Origin of the sequence: Pseudomonas sp. Pseusp97 (genome assembly GCF_047304025.1) — a bacterium.
Classification (GTDB): domain Bacteria; phylum Pseudomonadota; class Gammaproteobacteria; order Pseudomonadales; family Pseudomonadaceae; genus Pseudomonas.
Genome location: NZ_JBGLYK010000101.1, coordinates 1 through 19,331 on the forward strand (window position 1 = coordinate 1; position 19,331 = coordinate 19,331).

Here is a 19,331-nt window from a genome sequence, read left to right on the forward strand (position 1 = left end):
GGCCAAGGCCGGCGCCGCCGAGGTGGTGGCCTGCGACCTCGACCCGCTGGCGCTGGACGCCTGCCGCGCCAATGCCGAACTGAACGGCGTGGAGCTGACCTATTCGGCGGACTTCTTCCAGGAGGAAGACCGCTACGACCTGATCATCGTCGCCGACGTGCTCTACGACCGCGCCAACCTGCCGCTGCTGGACGAGTTCTTGAGCCGTGGCCGCGAAGCCCTGGTCGCCGACTCGCGGGTCCGCGACTTCAGCCATCCGCTGTACCAGCGCCTGGGCATCCTCGACGGCTGCACCTGGCCGGACCTGGCCGAACCGGCCGAATTCCGTCACGTCAGCCTGTACCACGCACGCCGCAGCTGACATCGGCGTATTGGTGGGATGATGATCGCGAACGGAGTCCACTCCTACATGAGATATCGTGCCGGCCTGCCCTCTCCCCCGCCCTCTCCCTGAAGGGAGAGGGAGCCGCCCGCGCCGGCTGACGCTTTGGTTTCGACCTGTGCCGAACGGTCCCCTCTCCCTTCAGGGAGAGGGTTAGGGAGAGGGAAATCGCTGGTACAAGGCTTCAGATAATGACGGTTGCTCCTACGCGCGCTCTTGCGCCGCGCCACCGGTCACGTAGGAGCGGACTCCGTCCGCGATGACTTTCCGGCCACACCACAGTCCGGCCGGCTGGGTTGTTTCCGTCAGACCGCGCCCCCACTTATAGTGGCAACCACCTTCATCGCCCCACTCGATTCGGGATTCCCATGAGCGATACGCCCTACATCTTCGACGCCAGCATCGCCAACTTCGATCAGGTCGTCATCGAGAACTCCTTCCACAAGCCGGTCCTGGTGGACTTCTGGGCCGACTGGTGCGCGCCGTGCAAGGCGCTGATGCCGCTGCTGGCGCAGATCACCGAGTCCTACCAGGGCGAGCTGCTGCTGGCCAAGGTCAACTGCGACGTCGAGCAGGACATCGTGATGCGCTTTGGCATCCGCAGCCTGCCCACCGTGGTGCTGTTCAAGGACGGCCAGCCGGTCGACGGTTTCGCCGGCGCGCAGCCCGAATCGGCGATCCGCCAGATGCTCGAACAGCATGTGCAGCCGCCCGCCCCGGCCGCCGGCAACCCGCTGGAGCTGGCGCAGGCCGCCTTCAACGAAGGCCGTTTCGCCGAAGCCGAGGCACAGCTCAAGGCACTGCTGGGCGAAGACAACACCAACGCTGCCGCGCTGATCCTCTACGCCCGCTGCCTCGCCGAGCGCGGCGAACTGGGTGAAGCCGAGACCGTGCTCGACGCAGTGAAGAGCGACGACCACAAACAGGCGCTGGCCGCCGCCAGGGCCCAGTTGACCTTCCTGCGCCAGGCCGCCGACCTGCCCGACGCCGCCACGCTGAAAACCCGCTTGGCTGCCGATGCCAACGACGACGAAGCGACCTACCAGCTGGCCGTCCAGCAACTGGCCCGCCAGCAGTACGAAGCGGCGCTGGACGCCCTGCTCAAGCTGTTCGTGCGCAACCGCAGCTACGGCGAGGACCTGCCGCGCAAGACGCTGGTCCAGATATTCGACCTGCTGGGCAACGACCATCCGCTGGTGATCACCTACCGCCGCAAGCTGGCGAACGTTCTGTATTGATCTGATTGCCGCACTCATAGCGGCAGCGAGGCACCTGTAGGAGCGAGCTTGCTCGCGAAACAACCGCCGCTGCGGGGCTGTTCGCGAGCAAGCTCGCTCCTACGAAAAGCCGCTATTGCGCTTCGATCCGAACCGTAGGGCGCATAACCTGGAACAGGTTATCCGCCACGGCTTCGCGGCGGATAACTCCGGTGCGTTATTCGCCCTACCAGAGCACGCGCGAAGGCTTCTACTCTTCGACCCAGTTAAAGACCTGCACACCCTCGCGCACCTCGATCTTCACCTTCGGGCTATGGCGCAAGCGCACCAGCAGTCCCTTCGCCGCCCCCGAACTTCCCGCCAGCGCCGCCAGCTCGTCCAGCAGTTGCGGCCCTTCGCTGCTGCCACTTCTGCGCAGCAAGTCCTGCGCCGCCAGCCATAGCTGATCCACCGGCGCGCCCACTGCCGGCGTCGGCACAGCAGTGGCCGCAGGCGCCGCGGCAACCGGCAGGTTCTGCGCCAGCCGCGCCCAGTCGGCGTCGTCCATTTCCACAGTGAGATCCACCGGCCAGTCGCCGATGGTGCCCTTGATTCTCAGCATCGCCCTTCTCCTCGCAGCCATTCGCGCATGCTCCCACGCCCTCGCCCCCACGCCAAACGCACGCTAAGCTGGCCTTAATTTTTCGTCTGTTATAACGTAACAAAATCATTCATCGGACTGGAGTTTCCCATGCGCCCCCTGCTCCTCGCTGTCGCCTTGCTGCCTCTGGCCGCCCAAGCCCACGACGAACATGAACACGGCAGCCTCGGCAAGCACGAGCATGGCGTCGCCCAGCTCAACGTCGCCCTCGATGGCAAGACCCTGGAATTGCAGATGGACAGCCCGGCGATGAACTTCGTCGGCTTCGAGCACGCCGCTACCAGCGACGCCGACAAGGCCACGGTCGCCGCCGTGCAGGCCCAGCTCAAGCAGCCGCTGCAACTGCTCGCCCTGCCCGCCTCGGCCCAGTGCAGCGTGCAATCGGTGGAGCTTTCCAGCCCGCTGTTCGGCGACGCACCGAAGGCGGATGACCACGATCATGACCACGAGCACGCCGATGGCGACCATGACGAGCACGAGGGCCACCAGCACGCCGACATCGACGCCCACTACCAGTTGATCTGCGCCCAGCCGCAGGATCTGGCCAACCTCGATTTCGCACCGTTGTTCAAGCGATTCCCGGCGACCCAGAAGATTCAGGTACAACTGATCGGCCCGAGCGGCCAGCAAGGTGCAGAATTGACCGCCGCCAACCCGACCCTGAACTTCTGATTCCCGACCCGACGAAATGACCGCACTGCTCGAACTCGACAACCTCGGCTTCGCCTGGCCCGGCCAGGCCGAGCTGCTGGACATCCCCGCCTTCGCGCTGGCCCGTGGCGAGACCCTGTTCCTCAAGGGTCCGTCCGGCAGCGGCAAGACCACCCTGCTCGGCCTGCTCGGCGGCGTGCAGCGCCCCCAGCGCGGCAGCGTGAAGCTGCTCGGCGAGGATATCGCGCAGATGAAGTCGGCGCGCCGCGATCATTTTCGCGTCGACCACACCGGCTACATCTTCCAGCAGTTCAACCTGCTGCCGTTCCTTTCGGTGCGGGAGAACGTCGAGCTGCCCTGTCATTTCTCCCACAGCCGTGCCGAGCGCGCGACCCTGCGCCACGGCAGCGTGGCCAAGGCCGCCGAGGCGTTGCTGGGGCACCTGGGCCTGGGCGACGCGGCGCTGATCGAGCGACGCGCCGACAGCCTGTCCATCGGCCAGCAGCAGCGCGTCGCCGCCGCTCGCGCACTGATCGGCCAACCGGAACTGGTGATCGCCGACGAGCCGACCTCCGCGCTGGACGCCGATACTCGCGAGGCCTTCCTCCAGCTGCTGTTCGCCGAATGCCGCGAGGCCGGCGCCAGCCTGCTGTTCGTCAGCCATGACCAGAGCCTGGCCGCCCTGTTCGATCGCAGCCTGTCGCTGGCCGACCTCAACCGCGCCGCCCGCGCCCCGGGAATCTGAGCATGTACCTGTTGCGCCTGGCGCTCGCCAGCCTGTCCAACCGCCGCTTCACCGCGTTGCTGACCATCTTCGCCATCGCCCTCTCCGCCTGCCTGCTGCTGGCGGTGGAGCGCGTGCGCACCGAGGCCAAGGCCAGCTTCGCCAGCACCATCTCCGGCACCGACCTGATAGTCGGCGCCCGCTCCGGCTCGGTGAACCTGTTGCTCTACTCGGTGTTCCGCATCGGCAACGCTACCAACAACATTCGCTGGGAAAGCTACGAGACGGTCACCCACAGCCCGCTGGTGAAGTGGGCAATCCCGATCTCCCTGGGCGACTCGCACCGCGGCTACCGCGTCATGGGTACCGACACCGGCTACTTCGAGCACTACCGCTTCGGCCGTGGGCAGGAGCTGGAGCAGGCCGAAGGCCGGCCGTTCGGCCAGGACCTGTTCGACGTGGTGCTCGGCGCGGAGGTCGCGCAGGCGCTGCATTACAAGCTGGGAGACAGGATCGTCCTGGCCCACGGCGTCAGCACCATCAGCCTGGTGCAGCACGACGACAAGCCGTTCACCGTGGTCGGAATCCTCAAGCGCACCGGCACGCCGGTGGACCGCACCCTGCACATCTCGCTGCAAGGCATGGAGGCGCTGCACGTGGACTGGAAGAACGGCGTGCCGGCACGCGGCGCGGACCGCGTCAGCGAGGACCAGGCGCGCGGCATGGACCTGCAACCCAAGGCGATCACCGCCTTCCTGCTGGGCCTCAAGAGCAAGGTGGCGACCTTCACCCTGCAGCGGCAGATCAACGAATACGACGGCGAACCGCTGATGGCGATCCTTCCCGGCGTGGCGCTGCAGGAGCTGTGGGGGCTGATGGGCACGGCGGAAAAGGCGCTGTTCGTGGTCTCGCTGTTCGTGGTGCTGACCGGCCTGATCGGCATGCTAACGGCGATCCTCACCAGCCTCAACGAACGCCGCCGCGAAATGGCCATTCTGCGCTCGGTGGGCGCGCGGCCCTGGCACATCTTCAGCCTGCTGGTGGCCGAGGCCTTCGCCCTGGCGCTGGCCGGCGTGGCGCTGGGCGTCGGGCTGCTCTATGCGGGCATCGCCGGCAGCCAAGGGTACGTGCAGGCGAACTACGGCATCTTCCTGCCACTGGCGCTGCCCAGCGCCTATGAATGGTCGCTGCTGGGCGGCATACTCCTGGCCGCGCTGCTGATCGGCTGTGTGCCGGCGTGGCGCGCCTATCGGCAATCGCTGGCCGATGGATTGTCGATCCGCCTCTGAGCCAGCCACCTGCGAGTCCGCCTTCGTGAAAGAAAGCCCCCTGCGCCGCCTGCTGTTCCTGCTGCTGCTCGCCACCAGCGCCGCCGTCTGGGCGGAGCCGCGCGAGCTGAGCTGGCCCGAGCTGATCCCCGAGGGCGCACCGCCGCCCCCGCCGCCGGTGCCGCTGCACGATATGTCCAAGCTTTCCGATGTACTCAATTCGGAGAGTGGCCCGGCAGTGAAGCAGCAGATCCCCAACGCACCCGTGGTCCAGCAGCTGGACGGCCAGGAAGTGAAGATGCCGGGCTACATCGTGCCGCTGGAGGTGGAGGAAGACGGCCAGACCGTGCGCGACTTCCTGCTGGTGCCCTACTACGGCGCCTGCATCCACGTACCCGCGCCGCCGTCCAACCAGATCGTCTATGTTCGAGGCGGCAAGGGCGTAAAAGTCGACGAGCTTTATCAACCCTTCTGGATCATCGGTCGGATGAGCGTGAAGGCGGTGGAAAGCGACCTCGCCGAGGCCGGCTACCAGATGCAGGCCAGCAGCATCGAACCCTACGAATACACCGGGCAGTGACAGGGCGCGGCGCTTTGCCGCACGCCTTGACCCCGCTTCGTCTGCGGTCTTTATTGAGCCAGGTCAAAAGTGCACTTTTAGTGCTGTCTACTATTCTGGGCACCAACACTTATACCAAAGAGATATTGGAGCTCATCATGCGTAAGTCCTGGCTCACCACCTCGCTTCTCTCCCTCGCCGTCGCAGCGCCGATCGCAGCCCAGGCCGCCGACATCCGCGGCCACCAGGCTGGCGACTTCCTCGTTCGTGGCGGCTTCGCCACCGTGGCGCCGGATGACAGCAGTTCCAACGTCAAGCTCGACGGCACCAAGGTCAGCGGCACCAAGGCTACCGTCGACAGCGACACCCAACTGGGCCTGACCTTCGCCTACCTGCTCACCGACAAGATCGGTATCGAGCTGGTCGCCGCCACTCCGTTCAAGCACCAGGTCGACGTCAAGGGCCTGAACAAGGCCACCGGCCTGTCCGGCCTGGACGGCAAGCTGGCGGACATCAAGCAGCTGCCGCCGACCGTTCTGCTGCAGTACTACCCCATGGGTGGTACCAACTCCGCCTTCCAGCCGTACGGCGGCCTGGGCGTGAACTACACCACCTTCTTCGACGAAGACCTGACCAGCTCCCGCAAGGACCAGGGCTTCAGCAACCTGAAGCTGCAGGATTCCTGGGGCCTGGCCGCCGAACTGGGCATGGACTACATGCTCAACGAACACGCCTTCGTCAACGCCGCGGTCTGGTACATGGACATCGACACCAAGGCCAGCGTCGACGGCCCGTCCGCCCTGGGCGTGAAGAAAACCAAGGTCGACGTTGACGTCGATCCCTGGGTCTACATGGTCGGTTTCGGCTACCGTTTCTGACGGAGCAAACGTGAAAAGGCGCCCAAGGGCGCCTTTTTCATTTTCAGGGAACCGGTATGTACCTCGAACTCAAAGCACTGCACGTCAGCCTGGCGATCATCAGCACCCTGCTCTTCCTGCTGCGCCTCGGGCTGAGCTGGTGGGGCAGGCGCCCCTCGGGGTGGCAGCGTGGGCTGCCGCATCTGATCGACACCCTGCTGCTGCTCAGCGCCCTGGGCCTGGTGCACCTGGCAATGCCCTGGCCGCTGCCGGTGTGGCTGCAGGTGAAGATCGGCCTGCTGGTGCTCTACATCGTGCTGGCGGCCTTCGCCCTGCGCAGCGCCGCGAAGCCGCGCAAGGCCGTGCTCAGCGTGCTGGCACTGGTTTCGCTGGCGAGCGTCTTCTACCTGGCGGTCAACAAACCCTGGTGGTGATCAGTTGGGCCAGGCCTTCGGCCAGCGGCGTGGGCGCGTCCAGGCTGTAGCGCTGCAGCAGGCGGCGGTTGTCGGCGCGGGAATGGCGGATATCGCCGTGACGCGCCGGCTGGTAGGTGATCGGCGGCAGCCCGCCGGTGAGCTTGCCGATCTCGGCCAGCAACTGGTTGAGGCTGGTGGACTGGTCGAGGCCGACATTGATCGCCGACTCGGCTACCTCATCGGCCAGCAGCGCCGTCACCAGCAGCTTCACCAGGTCGCCCACGTAGATGAAATCGCGGGTCTGCTCGCCATCGCCGAACACGGTGATCGGCAGGCCCTGCTCGGCGCGTCGGGCGAAGATGCTGATCACCCCGGAATAGGGCGAGGACGGGTCCTGGCGCGGGCCGTAGACGTTGAAGAAGCGGAAGATCGCCGGCTCCAGGCCGTGCTCGCGGCGATAGAAGTCGAGGTAGTACTCGCTGGCTAGCTTGTCCGAGGCATAGGGCGTCAGCGGCGCCTTGACCACGTCCTCGTCGATGGCGGTGCCTTCGCCGTTCTGCCCGTAGACCGCCGCACTGGAGGCGAACAGTACGCGCTGGATGCCTTCCTGGCGCATCGCCTCGCAGAGGTTCAGGGTGCCGATGAAATTGGCGCGGTGGGTGCCCACCGGGTCCTCCACCGAGGCCTGCACCGAGGCGATGGCCGCCAGGTGCACGACTCCCTGGCACCCGCTCAACGCGCCACGCAGCGCGGTTTCATCGGCGACATTACCGACTATCAGCTCGACGCGGCTGTCGAGGTTCTCGCGCTTGCCGGTGGACAGGTCGTCCAGTACGCGTACGGCGAAACCCTGCGCCAGCAGTGCGTCGGCCAGATGGGAGCCGATGAACCCCGCGCCGCCGGTGATGAGGATGGGCTGCGCGGAGGGGATGAGACGATCAGACATGGCGGTAATAGCGGTCCAGCAAGGCGGGCAGGCCGGCACGCCAGGCGCGCGGCTTGATCCCGAAGGTATGGAGGATTTTCTTGCAGGCGAGCACCGCGTGCTGCGGTTCGTCGCCGGCGTCCGGGCGCGCGGCGTGGGCCTGCGGGCTGGGTTCCTGGACGGCCAGGGAATGGAAGGCGCGGGCCTCGCCGAGCACCACCTGGCCCAGGGACAGGGTGGTCGTGGCCTCCAGCCCACCGTAGTGGTAGGTGCCCCATAGCGGCGCCTGGCAATCGAGCTGCTTGAGCACGGAGAGGATCACCCGCGCCGCGTCGTCCACCGGCGTCGGGTTGCCGCGTCGGTCATCGGCGAGGAACAGCACCTGCTCCTTTTCCGCGCGTTCGAGGAAGCGGCCGAGCACGCCGTCGGCGCTGTCGTCCAGCAGCCAGCCGAAACGCAGCAGCACATGACGCGGACAGGTCGCCCGCACCCACTGCTCCATGCGCCACAGTGCCTGGCCACGCGGGCCCAGGGGCAGCGGCTCGTCCTTCTCGCTGTAGGCGGTGGCGCGGGCGCCATCGAACACGCGGTAGCTGGACGGCTGGATCAGCAGGATCTCGTGGTGCTGGCAGAGTTCGGCCAGGCGCTCCACCGCACGCTCCTGGCTCGCCAGCCGCGCGGCTTCGACGGCCTCGGCCTGGAACCAGTCGTAGTAGTAGGCGAGGTTGATCACCGCGTCGGGGCGGGTCTCGTCCAGCAGGACGGTGAGGCTGGAAGCATCCCAGCCCTGTTCGGGCGGCCGGGGGGCGAGGAAGCCGATGTCTTCCTCGGCGCCAAGGCGGATCAGCGCCTGTCCAAGGGCATTACCGCCACCCAACAGCATCAGGCGCATGCGCATATTCTGGGGGTCACTCGAATCCGTGGGTTACCGCCGGAGCGCGGGGCGCCGGGGATGATACCCGCATTTTTCCTGTGCCCCGGCACAGCGTCAAGCTTGGCCGACCCGCTGCAGCCTTCAGCGCACGCGGGGGCGCCGCTCTAGGAGCGGCGACGGAACAGCGGGCGCGGCTCGATCACCGAGCGGCCATAGAGCACGCTCAGCCCCGTCAGGCCCTTCAGCGCGTCTTCCACGGACTTGTCCTCGCGCACGGCAAAGGCATCGAAACCGCACTGGCGCATGTGCGCCAACTGGTCACGCAGCACATCGCCCACCGCGCGCAACTCCCCGCGCCAGCCCAGGCGGCTGCGCAGCAGGTAGGCCAGGCTGTAGCCGCGACCGTCGCGGAAGCTGGGGAAGTCGATGGCGATCAGAGGCACCTGATCCATCCGGTCCTCCAGTTGGTAAGGATCATCATCCGGGCCCAGCCATACACCGCTTTTCTGTAGGAGCGAGCTTGCTCGCGAACCGCCCAGCTCTGAAGTCGCCGGGGAATTCTGTTCGCGAGCAAGCTCGCTCCTACAAAGAGCACCAGCCAGCCACGACTCCAGCGGCAGGATCAGATCGCCGCGAGGTAACTCCTCCGGCACTTCGCGCAACAACTCCCAGGCATCCTCGGCGTCGAACTGCGCCACACCGTCGCGCAAGCGAATCAGATTCTTCATGCCGGCACCTCCGCCTGGCGGTAGACCCGCGCCTTGAAAGGCTCCAGACCGATGCGCTCGACCGTTTCGACGAAGCGCTCCCCCGCGCCGCGTTGCTCCACGTAGGTGCGCACCAGCGCCTCGATCACGTCCGGCACTTCGGCGGCACTGAACGACGGGCCGATCACCTTGCCCAGTGTGCTCTTCACTCCCTGCGCGCCGCCCAGGGTGATCTGGTACCACTCGCTGCCGTTCTTATCGACGCCGAGGATGCCGATGTTGCCGATGTGGTGGTGGCCGCAGGCGTTCATGCAGCCGGAGATGTTCAGGCTGAGATCGCCCAGGTCGTGCAGGTAGTCCAGATCCTCGAAGCGCTGCTGGATGCCCTGGGCAATGGGGATCGACTTGGCGTTGGCCAGCGCGCAGAAATCGCCGCCCGGGCAGGCGATGATGTCGGTCAGCAGGCCCTGGTTCGGCGTGCCCAGGCCGGCGGCGCAGGCTTCGCGCCAGAGCGCGTGGAGGTCGGATTTGCGTACGTCCGGCAGTACCAGGTTCTGCTCATGGGCGACGCGGATTTCGCCGAAGCCGAAACGCTCGGCCCACTCCGCCACGCGCTCCATCTGCGACGCGGTGACATCCCCCGGCGGCGCTTCGGCACCCGGCTTGGTGGACAGCACCACGCTGGCGTAACCCGGTACGCGGTGCGGACGCACGTTGCGCGATACCCAGCGGGCGAACACGGTATCGCCGGCCAAGGCGCTGCCATAAGCGAGCTCATCGGCTGCCGGATAGACCGGCGGTTCGAAGGCGCCGGCGACCCGCTCGTATTCGTCGCGCGTCAGTTGCCCTTCGCCATCACGCAGATGCTGCCACTCCTCCTCCACCTCGCGGGAAAACGCTTCGATGCCCAGCGCCTTCACCAGGATCTTGATCCGCGCCTTGTACTTGTTGTCGCGTCGGCCGTGGCGGTTGTACACGCGCAGGACGGCCTCGACGTAGGTGAGCAAGTGCTGCCAGGGCAACTCATCACGAATCACCTGGCCAAGCATCGGGGTGCGCCCCAGGCCGCCGCCCACCAGCACCTTCAGGCGCAGTTCGCCGTCCTCGCCGCGGCGCAGGTAGAGGCCGATGTCGTGCATCATCACCGCCGCGCGGTCTTCCTCGGCGGCGCAGATGGCGATCTTGAACTTGCGTGGCAGGAAGAGGAATTCGGGGTTCACCGTCGACCACTGGCGGAGGATTTCCGCCAGCGGGCGCGGGTCGAGGTACTCGTCGGCAGCGACGCCGGCGAAAGCCTCGGTGGTGATGTTGCGCACGCAGTTGCCGGAGGTCTGGATGGCATGCATCTCGACCTCCGCCAGGCGTTCGAGGATGTCCGGCACGCGTGCCAGCTCGACCCAGTTGAACTGGATGTTCTGCCGCGTGGTGAAGTGGCCGTAGCCGCGGTCGTGTTCGCGGGCGATCCAGGCCAGGGTGCGCATCTGTTCGCTGGACAGCGTGCCGTAGGGAATCGCCACCCGCAGCATGTAGGCGTGCTTCTGCAGGTACAGGCCGTTCTGCAGGCGCAGCGGCAGGAATTCTTCTTCGCTCAGCTCGTCGCTCAGGCGCCGCTGCACCTGGTCACGGAACTGCGCCACCCGCTCGCGCACCAGGGCGCGGTCGTAATCATCGTATCGGTACATCGCCAGGCCACCTTCGGGACATTGCGTAGCGGCCTGCTTCTGTCGTCCAGCGCGCTACTTCAGGGTTGACCGAATAGTGGCCGGCGCCTGCTGTGCAAAACAGCGGCAGATCGCGCGGGAAAAACCGGATCAGATGCGCCCGGCGCCTGCCCCGTCGGGCCTGCGACCGGTTGCCGCAACAGGCCCGATCAGCCGCCCCATGGCACAGCTCGCCAAGCCCGTGGCGCTGCGGGGCGGACCGGCTTTCGCCATCTGATATGGTTTTTTCCGGCGAACCTGAATCTGTTTCGGGTGCAGACCGATTCGTACAGTCGCGGCGCCTCTTCTGCCTGATGGGCCACGACAATGAGCGAAAGAATCCACGCGAAGGTCATCGAGATCGACGCACCGCAACGTTTCACCCCGCCGCCCAAGCCGCTCTCCGCGGTCACCCCGACGGTCTACACCAAGCGCTTCGCCGGACGTTTCCGCGACCTGCGGCGCCTGGGCGGCGGCCTGCTGTTCCTGCTGTTCTTCGGCACCCTGTGGCTGAACTGGAACGGTCGCCAGGCCGTTCTCTGGGACCTGCCCGAGCGCAAGTTCTACATCTTCGGCGCGACCTTCTGGCCGCAGGATTTCATCCTGCTCTCGGCGATCCTGATCATCGCCGCCTTCGGCCTGTTCTTCATCACGGTATTCGCCGGCCGCATCTGGTGCGGCTACACCTGCCCGCAGAGCGTGTGGACGTGGATCTTCATGTGGGCCGAGCAGGTCACCGAAGGCGACCGCAACCAACGCATCAAGCGCGACCAGGGTCCGGTGAGTGCGGAAAAAGTCCTGCGCAAGGGCGCCAAGCACGGCCTCTGGCTGCTGATCAGCCTGGTCACGGCGATCACCTTCATCGGCTATTTCACGCCAGTGCGGCCGTTGGTGGCTGATCTGTTCACGTTCAACCTCGATCTGGAGAGCACCTTCTGGGTCGCCTTCTTCGCCGCCGCCACCTACGCCAACGCCGGCTGGCTGCGCGAGCAGGTGTGCATCCACATGTGCCCGTACTCGCGCTTCCAGAGCGTGATGTTCGACAAGGACACCCTGATCATTTCCTACGACGCGGCGCGCGGTGAATCCCGCGGCGCACGCAAGAAGGACGCCGATCCCAAGGCCCTCGGCCTGGGCGACTGCATCGACTGCCAGCAATGCGTACAGGTCTGCCCCACCGGCATCGACATCCGCGACGGCCTGCAGATCGCCTGCATCGGCTGCGCCGCCTGCGTCGACGCCTGTGACTCGGTGATGGACAAGATGGGCTACGACCGCGGCCTGGTGCGCTACACCTCGGAAAGCGCGCTGGAAGGCGGCAGGACCCACCTGCTGCGCCCGCGCCTGATCGGCTACGCGGCGGTACTGCTGGTAATGATCGGCGCCTTCGTCTGGGCGCTGGAAGCGCGCCCGCTGATCAACCTCGACGTAGCCCGCGACCGTGGCCTGTTCCGCGAGAACGCCGCCGGCGAGATCGAGAACATCTACAACCTCAAGCTCATCAACAAGACCCAGCAGCCGCAGCATTACCAGCTGAGCCTCGCCGACGGCGCCGGTTACCGTCTGCAGGGCGTGCCGGAGCTGATGCTGCAGCCGGGCGAGATCCGCGACTTCGCCGTCTCCGTGGCCAGTGAAGCGCAGAGCAGCGCCGGGGGTTCGGTGCCGCTGCACTTCAGGGTCAGTGACGGCAACGAGGCCCTCGACGCGGCCAGCACCTTCGTCTCGCCGAGGCGCTGAGCATGGCACGGGAGCTTGGCGTGACCTCGGCGCAGCGCCTAGAGTGGGCGGATTCTTCCGCCCCCCAGGCCGCCGTGCAGGACAAGATGAAGCGCTACGAGAAATTTGCCGACGAGATCGCCGGCCTGATCCGCAGCGGCGTGCTCGCCCCCGGCCAGAAAGTCCCCTCGGTGCGGCACGCCAGCCGCACCTACGGGGTCAGCGCCTCCACCGTGTTCCAGGCCTATTACCTGCTGGAGGATCGTGGGCTGATCGTCGCCCGCGCACGCTCGGGCTACTTCGTCCGCGAGCACGTGCAGCGCACCCTGGCCGAGCCGGAAATCGCCCGCCACGACGCGCAGACCACCGAGGTGGACGTCAGCGAGCTGGTGTTCTCGGTGCTCAGCTCGATCAAGGATCCGGACACCGTGCCCTTCGGCTCGGCCTTCCCGGCGCCGGAGCTGTTTCCCCTGCCGCGTCTGGCGCGCTCCATGGCCCACGCCGTGCGCGACATGGACCCGCGCTCGGTGGTCGCCGACCTCGCCCCCGGCAGCCACGCGCTGCGCCGGCAGATCGCCCTGCGCTACATGGTCGGCGGCATGCCGCTGCCGGTGGAGGAGCTGGTGGTGACCAACGGCGCGCTGGAAGCGCTGAACCTGTGCCTGCAGGTGGTCACCCAGCCGGGCGATCTGGTCGCCATCGAAGCCCCGGCCTTCTACGCCAGCCTGCAGGTGCTCGAACGCCTGAAACTCAAGGCGGTGGAAATCCCCGTGCACCCACGCGAAGGCATCGACCTGGATGTGCTTGCCGACAGTCTCGCGCGCCTGCCGATCAAGGCCTGCTGGTTCATGAGCAATTTCCAGAACCCGCTGGGCGCCAGCATGGCCGAGGACAAGAAGCGCGCCCTCGCCGCGCTGCTGGCCGAGCACCAGGTGCCGCTGATCGAGGACGACGTCTACGCCGAACTGTACTTCGCCGCCCAGGCGCCCAAGCCGGTGAAGGCCTTCGACAGCGAAGGGCTGGTGATGCATTGCAGCTCCTTCTCCAAGAGCCTCGCGCCGGGCTACCGGGTCGGCTGGGTCGCCGGCGGGCGCTACGCCGAGCAGATCGAGCGGCTCAAGCTGATGACCAGCCTGTCCGCCTCGGTGCCGGCCCAGGCGGCCATCGCCGACTACCTGCAGCACGGCGGCTACGACCGCCACCTGCGCAAGCTGCGCCATGCCCTGGAAAGCCAGCAGCACGCGATGCTCGCCGCCGTGGCCCGGCACTTCCCCGCCGCCACCCGCGTCACCCGGCCCAGCGGCGGCTACTTCCTGTGGCTGGAACTGCCCGAGCACATCGACGCGCTCAAGCTGTTCCAGCTCGCCCACGCCCAGGGCATCAGTCTCGCGCCGGGGCCGATCTTCTCGGCGACACGACGCTTCGGCCACTGCCTGCGGCTGAATTATGGGCATCCGTGGACGACGGCCAGCGAACAGGCCATGGAAACCCTCGGGCGGATCATTCACTCGTTGTAGAGCGGCAACCGGACTGCTCCGCACATTAGGAAACGAACTGTACCTGTGCGGCGCTTTGTCGCAGGCCTACCCTGTCAGGCAGGAAAACCTGCCGAGGGAAGCTGCCATGGAAGCGCAAGACCTGATGATCCTGCTCACAGTGGGCGCCGCCCTAGGCGTTCACCTGTGGGTGCGCTGGTACCTGCGGCGCGGGATGGCGTCGCGCGGGGATCAGTGGCTGGCCTGAGCGGCGAATGCAAACGGAATGCGAGAAGTCGAACATCTTGAAGATGAATGCACTGGTCCCCGAGCTGATCGTCGCGAACCTGCCCAGAAGCCTGCACTTCTACTGCGAAGTGCTCGGATTTTCCATCGAGTACCAGCGCCCCGAGGACGACTTCGCCTTTCTCTCTTTCGGCGACAGCCAGCTCATGCTGGAGCAGGACTGGCAGTCCGACTCGCCGTGGAGCGTACGTCCGCTGGATTATCCACTGGGCCGTGGCGTCAACTTCTCCATCCGCTGCCCCGACACCCAGGCGCTGGTGAGCGCGTTGTCTGATGCCGGTTTCCCACTGCGCAAACCTGTCGAGGAGCGCTGGTACCGGCAGGGCGAGCAGTTGTATGGGGAGCGCAACTTCCTCGTGCAGGACCCGGACGGCTATTTGCTGCGCTTCGCCCAGAGCCTCGGTACGCGGCCAGTTCCCAGCATCTAACCGCCAATCAGCCGGGCGCTGCCGCGCTTTTGTGTAGGAGCGAGCTTGCTCGCGAACGGAGTTTCCTGGAGACACCAGAGCTGGGCCGTTCGCGAGCAAGCTCGCTCCTACAGAAAGCAAAGGCCCACGCTCTAGGGGCGATACAAGTGCGCATGCCCCGCGCTGTACAGCGATGAATCGGCAAAGCCCTCCGCCCCCAGCACCTTGCCCACCAGGATCAGCGCCGTGCGCCGGAAGCCCTTGGCTTCGGCCTTGGGCAGGATATCGCCAAGGGTGCCGGTGACCTGGTCCTGGTCCGGCCAGCTGGCGCGGTGGATCACCGCAATGGGGCAGTCAGCACCGTAGTGCGGCAGCAGTTCGGCGACGATGTTCGCCAGTTGGCCGACGCCCAGGTGAATGGCCAGGGTCGCGCGGTGTTGCGCCAGCTCGGCCAGCGACTCGCCCTCGGGCATGCGCGTCCTGCTCGCGTAACGGGTGAGGATCAGCGTCTGGGAAATGTCCGGCAGGGTCAGCTCGCAGCCGAGGATCGCCGCGCAGGCCGAGGTGGCGGTAACGCCGGGGACGATCTCGTAGGCGATGCCCAGTTCGCGCAGGTGACGGATCTGCTCGCCGATGGCGCCGTACAGCGAAGGGTCGCCGGAGTGCACCCGCGCCACATCCTTGCCCTCATCGTGGGCCTGCGCCAGCAGCGCGACGATCTCCTCGAGGTTCAGCTCGGCGGTATTCACCACCCGCTCGGCGCTGTGCCCTTCCAGCACCGCCGGCGGCACCAGGGAGCCGGCGTAGAGGATCACCGGACAGGTGCGAATCAGCCGCTGGCCCTTGACCGTGATGAGCTCGGGGTCGCCGGGGCCGGCGCCGATGAAGTAGACCGTCATGAGGGCTCCTGTGCGGATTCGGCGGGGACGAAGGCCAGCGCGCAGGTGGCTTGATCGCTGCGTCGCTTGCCGACCAGCAGGCGCGCCGGCGCACCACCTTGTGCTTCGGCCTGCAGCAGTGCCGCCGCCTCGGCCACGCTGGCGCTGCCGGTGGCCGAGCGCACGGCTTCGGAAGGCTCGCCCAGGCGCTTCTCGCAGACCGCGAGCTGTTGCGGCGTGAACAGCGCCAGCGGTAGGTCGAGCGCTGCAGCCAGCGCAGCAAGTCCTTCCTCGTCGGCCTTCAGCGTGGCGCTGGCCAGCGCGGTGAGATTCGATTCGTCCAGCCCGGCCTCGGCCAGCGTTTCGCGCAGCAGGGCGCGCAGTTCGTCGAGCGGGCAACCCCGGCGGCAACCGAGGCCGGCAACCAGTGTCATGGTCGCTCTCCTTGAGAAACAAAATAAAAACCCCGCAGACGGCCGCGCCGGCTGCGGGGTCGAGCATAGCGCGTGGATCAGGCCGACGGCGCGAAGCGGCGGAACAACCAGGCGGCGAGCAGGCCGAGCGCCACCCAGAACACCGCGTTGGTGACCAGCGAGGCGAGGATGAACTCGTGGGCCAGGCTTTCCGGTGCGAGGCTGGAATGCACTTCCGGCTGCGGCGCGCCGATCAGGTGCGGCACCGCCAGTAGCGCGAGGCCGACGATGCGCAGCGCCCAGTGGCGGCCGAACACCAGCAGCGCAAGACCCGCTGCGGTGGCTGCGGCGGTGCCTATCCACCAGGTCTGCCGCAGGCTCAGGTCGGCGGCGGCGGTGCCGGGGACTTCCGGAGGCAGGCCGAGGGACGGCGCCAGGGTGAACACCGCGAAACCGGCCAGCCCCCAGAACAGCCCTTCGGAGGTCTTGCCCGGCTCGCGCAGGGTGAACAGGCCGGCCAGCATCAGCGCAAAGCCCACCGCAACCACCAGGTTGCCGCCGGTGGTGGAGAGGATGCGCTGCCAGCCGTCTTCCGGCTCCCAGGCTTCGGCGTCATGGTGATGGCCTGCAGCGGCACCTTCGGCGTGCTCGTGGCTGTGCTCCTGTACCTGCGCGGCGGCCGGTTCGGATTTCTCGTAGGTTTCCGCTTTCAGAATCAGCGGGGATACCCACAGCAGCTGGACCACGGTCAGTACCAGCGCGGCGATGAGACCGGCGAAACCGGCGGTCTGGGCGATACGTTTGATCATTTTTTCCTTTCCTTTCCGGACTCTCGAATCGAGCGAGCTAGAGCCAGGCAAGGCGGAGGATCGCCGGGGACGCGGAGTTGACTGCAGTCAATGAGCAGTCCACGGCGATACTCCAACGCAGCCTGGCCGACGCGCAGCCGATTGAAATCAGAACCGCATCAGTGGCAGGGGAAGCCTGCGCTATGGCGGGTATCGTGGGCGGCGTTGTGCACCGCTTCCAGATGCGAGAAACCGGCGAAATACACCAGCAGCGCACCGAGCAGGCTGGCGCCGACGGCCAGGGCGATGCGCTTGGAAAGGGGGACGGAAGTGCTCGACGCGTGCGTCAGGATGCTGCTGGACATGAACGTTCCCTCTGAAACTTGAGTAGAGAACGCAGAGGTTGAACGCATTCGAACGCGCCGGATCGGTCGCGCCACGGCCTGCGCCCGCCCACCGCGGGTTGCCAAAACGAAGGATTCCAGGCCGGTCTCCGGGCTTGCGACGCCAACCGGAAATTCCGGCTGGATGGGTCAGCCTTCCCATGCCTTGGCACAGTGGCTACTGACGACCCTCGATGCGCTTACCGTTGCGGGGGCAGCGCCGGACTGGTCCTTGCGGACGCACCGGCTTCCCGTTTCACCTCGCGCGCGTCGGCGCGAGACACCTGAAACCGCGCAAGCAGACCACGCTCGCCTGCACGCGTCAACCGATCCCCGGCGATTGACCGCCTTGCCTGCGCTGCGTAGCCTTCCTCCCTTCGAGGTTCTCCGGCACTGGCCGGAGCTAAGAGGGAACGTGGAAATCTTCGGATGCGCCACGGCTGCCCCCGCAACTGTGAACAGCCTGTTCTTTCACACGCCACTGCCGACCACGGCGGGAAGGCGAAAGGACGATAAAGGGCTGTGAGCCAGGAGACCTGCCTCGTGACTGGTTTTCGATCTGCTGCGCGTCGGCCATGCTGCGTTGGCGGATCGCCGTGGACTGCTCATTGACTACAGTCAACTCCGCGTCCCGGCGATCCTCCGCCTTGCCTGGCTCTAGCTCGCAAGATCCAGAACTGGTTCGTTATCAACAGACAACCGGGCGGGGTGATCCGGTGGCGACCTTCGTTGCGCGGCGAACCCGCGCGCGCGCCCTTCATCCGCCCGCCCAATTTCGCTTGCGAGGCGCGCATGAAAACCCTGGCCAAACTCCCCGTCACCATCGTCACCGGCTTCCTCGGCGCCGGCAAGACCACCCTGCTCCGCCACATGCTCGATAATGCCGAAGGCCGCCGCATCGCAGTGATCGTCAACGAATTCGGCGAGCTGGGCATCGACGGCGAAATCCTCAAGCAGTGCTCCATCGGTTGTAGCGAAGAAGAAGCGGTCGGCCGCGTCTTCGAACTGGCCAACGGCTGCTTGTGCTGCACCGTGCAGGAGGAATTCTTCCCGGTGATGCGCGAGCTGGTGGCGCGCCGGGGCGACCTCGACCAGATCCTCATCGAGACCTCGGGCCTGGCCCTGCCCAAGCCGCTGGTACAGGCCTTCCAGTGGCCGGAAATCCGCAACGCCTGCACCGTGGATGCGGTGATCACCGTGGTCGACAGCCCGGCCGTGGCCGCCGGCACTTTCGCCGCCCACCCCGAGCAGGTGGACGAGCAGCGCAAGCAGGACCCGAACTTGGACCACGAATCGCCGCTGCACGAACTCTTCGAAGACCAGCTGGCCAGCGCCGACCTGGTAGTGCTGAACAAGGCCGACCTGCTGGACGCCGACGCGCTGGCCCGCGTGCGTGCCGAAGTTGCCGAGGAGCTGCCGCCGGCGGTGAAGATCGTCGAGGCCAACTCCGGCCAGCTGCCGCTCTCGGTGCTGCTGGGGCTGAATGCCGAGGCCGAGCTGCACATCGACAGCCGCCCCACGCACCACGACCACGAAGGCCATGAGGACCACGACCATGACGAGTTCGACTCCTTCCACGTCGACCTGCCGGAAGTGGAAGAGCGAGCCCTGCTCGATGCGCTGAACGTGCTGGTCGAACGCCACGCCGTGCTGCGCATCAAGGGCTTCGTCGCCATCCCCGGCAAGCCCATGCGCCTGCTGGTACAGGGCGTCGGCAAGCGCTTCGACAAGCACTTCGACCGCGCCTGGCGCAGCGACGAGACCCGCGGCACCCGCCTGGTGGTGATCGGCCAGGAACTGGACCAGGCCGCCATCAGCAACGAGCTGCGTACCGCGCTGACTTGATGACTCCGTAGGGTGGCGTGGAGCCCAGCGATACCCACCACCGCTGATGAGTATCGCTGCGCTCCACCCATCCTACGACCGTGCCATTTCCCTGTAGGAGCGGGGGGGGGGGGGGGCCGAGCGACCCCGCGCGCGCGGCGGCCGCGCCGACGGAGCTACCGCAACGAAGACAGAAAAACAAACACAACCACCAGACCCGC

At 66.6% G+C, this 19,331-nt stretch carries 20 protein-coding genes, 1 pseudogene and 2 riboswitches; of the genes and pseudogenes, 12 read left to right on the forward strand and 9 right to left on the reverse strand.

Annotation, left to right across the window (positions count from 1 at the left end):
* Together ACCC94_RS17150 and trxA are read left to right on the forward strand one after the other, a co-directional pair.
* On the forward strand, positions 1 to 361 hold a 361-nt coding region (locus ACCC94_RS17150), incomplete at its 5' end, for a class I SAM-dependent methyltransferase (protein WP_413350663.1).
* Positions 362 to 750: 389 nt separating this feature from the next.
* Positions 751 to 1,620, forward strand: a complete 870-nt coding sequence (gene trxA / locus ACCC94_RS17155; RefSeq protein WP_413350664.1) for a thioredoxin — start codon at positions 751 to 753, stop codon at positions 1,618 to 1,620.
* Between the two features lie 229 nt (positions 1,621 to 1,849).
* On the opposite strand, the gene ACCC94_RS17160 is transcribed toward trxA, so the two are convergent.
* Positions 1,850 to 2,200, reverse strand: a complete 351-nt coding sequence (locus ACCC94_RS17160; RefSeq protein WP_413350666.1) for a hypothetical protein — start codon at positions 2,198 to 2,200, stop codon at positions 1,850 to 1,852.
* A 129-nt stretch (positions 2,201 to 2,329) separates the two neighbouring features.
* Between ACCC94_RS17160 and ACCC94_RS17165 the strand changes: the two genes are divergently transcribed.
* The 6 genes from ACCC94_RS17165 (at position 2,330) to ACCC94_RS17190 (ending at position 6,732) form a co-directional block, all read left to right on the forward strand.
* On the forward strand, positions 2,330 to 2,911 hold the full coding sequence (locus tag ACCC94_RS17165; protein ID WP_413350667.1) for a DUF2796 domain-containing protein: 582 nt from the start codon (positions 2,330 to 2,332) through the stop codon (positions 2,909 to 2,911).
* Positions 2,912 to 2,927: 16 nt separating this feature from the next.
* Positions 2,928 to 3,635, forward strand: a complete 708-nt coding sequence (locus tag ACCC94_RS17170) for an ABC transporter ATP-binding protein (RefSeq protein ID WP_413350669.1) — start codon at positions 2,928 to 2,930, stop codon at positions 3,633 to 3,635.
* A gap of 2 nt (positions 3,636 to 3,637) precedes the next feature.
* Positions 3,638 to 4,903 carry an ABC transporter permease gene (locus ACCC94_RS17175; RefSeq protein WP_413350670.1) on the forward strand — a complete coding sequence of 422 codons (1,266 nt, stop codon included), beginning with the start codon at positions 3,638 to 3,640 and terminating at the stop codon, positions 4,901 to 4,903.
* 40 nt (positions 4,904 to 4,943) lie between these two features.
* Positions 4,944 to 5,462, forward strand: coding sequence for a DUF3299 domain-containing protein (locus tag ACCC94_RS17180; RefSeq protein WP_413350683.1), 519 nt, complete (start codon positions 4,944 to 4,946; stop codon positions 5,460 to 5,462).
* 137 nt (positions 5,463 to 5,599) lie between these two features.
* Positions 5,600 to 6,319, forward strand: a complete 720-nt coding sequence (locus ACCC94_RS17185; RefSeq protein WP_413350671.1) for an OmpW/AlkL family protein — start codon at positions 5,600 to 5,602, stop codon at positions 6,317 to 6,319.
* 56 nt (positions 6,320 to 6,375) lie between these two features.
* Positions 6,376 to 6,732, forward strand: coding sequence for a SirB2 family protein (locus ACCC94_RS17190; protein ID WP_413350672.1), 357 nt, complete (start codon positions 6,376 to 6,378; stop codon positions 6,730 to 6,732).
* Here the strand turns inward: ACCC94_RS17190 and ACCC94_RS17195 are convergent.
* From ACCC94_RS17195 to ACCC94_RS17210, 4 genes are all read right to left on the reverse strand, one after another.
* The gene (locus ACCC94_RS17195; protein ID WP_413350673.1) at positions 6,713 to 7,660 is read right to left on the reverse strand and encodes an NAD-dependent epimerase/dehydratase family protein; all 948 of its coding nucleotides are present in this window, start codon (positions 7,658 to 7,660) and stop codon (positions 6,713 to 6,715) included. The two genes, ACCC94_RS17190 and ACCC94_RS17195, sit on opposite strands and share 20 nt — an antisense overlap.
* On the reverse strand, positions 7,653 to 8,537 hold the full coding sequence (locus ACCC94_RS17200) for a sugar nucleotide-binding protein (RefSeq protein WP_413350674.1): 885 nt from the start codon (positions 8,535 to 8,537) through the stop codon (positions 7,653 to 7,655). Before ACCC94_RS17200 ends, ACCC94_RS17195 begins: the two co-directional genes overlap by 8 nt.
* 140 nt (positions 8,538 to 8,677) lie before the next feature.
* Positions 8,678 to 9,241 (reverse strand): DUF934 domain-containing protein, encoded by a 564-nt coding sequence (locus tag ACCC94_RS17205; protein ID WP_413350675.1) that lies wholly within the window; start codon positions 9,239 to 9,241, stop codon positions 8,678 to 8,680.
* On the reverse strand, positions 9,238 to 10,902 hold the full coding sequence (locus ACCC94_RS17210) for a nitrite/sulfite reductase (RefSeq protein WP_413350676.1): 1,665 nt from the start codon (positions 10,900 to 10,902) through the stop codon (positions 9,238 to 9,240). The genes ACCC94_RS17205 and ACCC94_RS17210 overlap by 4 nt, the downstream gene beginning before the upstream one ends.
* An 87-nt stretch (positions 10,903 to 10,989) precedes the next feature.
* Between ACCC94_RS17210 and ccoG the strand changes: the two are divergent.
* The 3 genes and pseudogenes from ccoG to ACCC94_RS17225 all read left to right on the forward strand — a co-directional run bounded on the left by ccoG (position 10,990) and on the right by ACCC94_RS17225 (position 14,845).
* Positions 10,990 to 12,657: pseudogene (ccoG, locus tag ACCC94_RS17215) on the forward strand (cytochrome c oxidase accessory protein CcoG).
* Between the two features lie 86 nt (positions 12,658 to 12,743).
* Entirely contained in the window at positions 12,744 to 14,153 is a 1,410-nt protein-coding gene (gene mapR, locus ACCC94_RS17220) for a GntR family transcriptional regulator MpaR (RefSeq protein WP_413350684.1), read from the forward strand.
* Positions 14,154 to 14,413: 260 nt separating this feature from the next.
* The gene (locus ACCC94_RS17225) at positions 14,414 to 14,845 is read left to right on the forward strand and encodes a bleomycin resistance protein (RefSeq protein WP_413350685.1); all 432 of its coding nucleotides are present in this window, start codon (positions 14,414 to 14,416) and stop codon (positions 14,843 to 14,845) included.
* Positions 14,846 to 14,976: 131 nt separating this feature from the next.
* Here ACCC94_RS17225 and cobM read toward each other — a convergent pair whose 3' ends face one another.
* From cobM to ACCC94_RS17245, 4 genes are all read right to left on the reverse strand, one after another.
* On the reverse strand, positions 14,977 to 15,723 hold the full coding sequence (cobM, locus tag ACCC94_RS17230; RefSeq protein WP_413350677.1) for a precorrin-4 C(11)-methyltransferase: 747 nt from the start codon (positions 15,721 to 15,723) through the stop codon (positions 14,977 to 14,979).
* Positions 15,720 to 16,136, reverse strand: coding sequence for a cobalamin biosynthesis protein (locus ACCC94_RS17235; RefSeq protein ID WP_413350678.1), 417 nt, complete (start codon positions 16,134 to 16,136; stop codon positions 15,720 to 15,722). The genes cobM and ACCC94_RS17235 overlap by 4 nt, the downstream gene beginning before the upstream one ends.
* A gap of 77 nt (positions 16,137 to 16,213) precedes the next feature.
* On the reverse strand, positions 16,214 to 16,924 hold the full coding sequence (locus ACCC94_RS17240) for a CbtA family protein (RefSeq protein WP_413350679.1): 711 nt from the start codon (positions 16,922 to 16,924) through the stop codon (positions 16,214 to 16,216).
* A gap of 158 nt (positions 16,925 to 17,082) precedes the next feature.
* Positions 17,083 to 17,268 (reverse strand): CbtB domain-containing protein, encoded by a 186-nt coding sequence (locus tag ACCC94_RS17245; RefSeq protein WP_413350680.1) that lies wholly within the window; start codon positions 17,266 to 17,268, stop codon positions 17,083 to 17,085.
* A gap of 101 nt (positions 17,269 to 17,369) precedes the next feature.
* Positions 17,370 to 17,589: riboswitch (cobalamin riboswitch) on the reverse strand.
* Between the two features lie 60 nt (positions 17,590 to 17,649).
* Positions 17,650 to 17,845: riboswitch (cobalamin riboswitch) on the forward strand.
* A gap of 233 nt (positions 17,846 to 18,078) precedes the next feature.
* On the opposite strand from ACCC94_RS17245, the gene cobW reads away from it, so the two are divergent.
* Positions 18,079 to 19,131 (forward strand): cobalamin biosynthesis protein CobW, encoded by a 1,053-nt coding sequence (gene cobW, locus ACCC94_RS17250; protein WP_413350682.1) that lies wholly within the window; start codon positions 18,079 to 18,081, stop codon positions 19,129 to 19,131.
* Positions 19,132 to 19,331 lie beyond the last annotated feature (200 nt).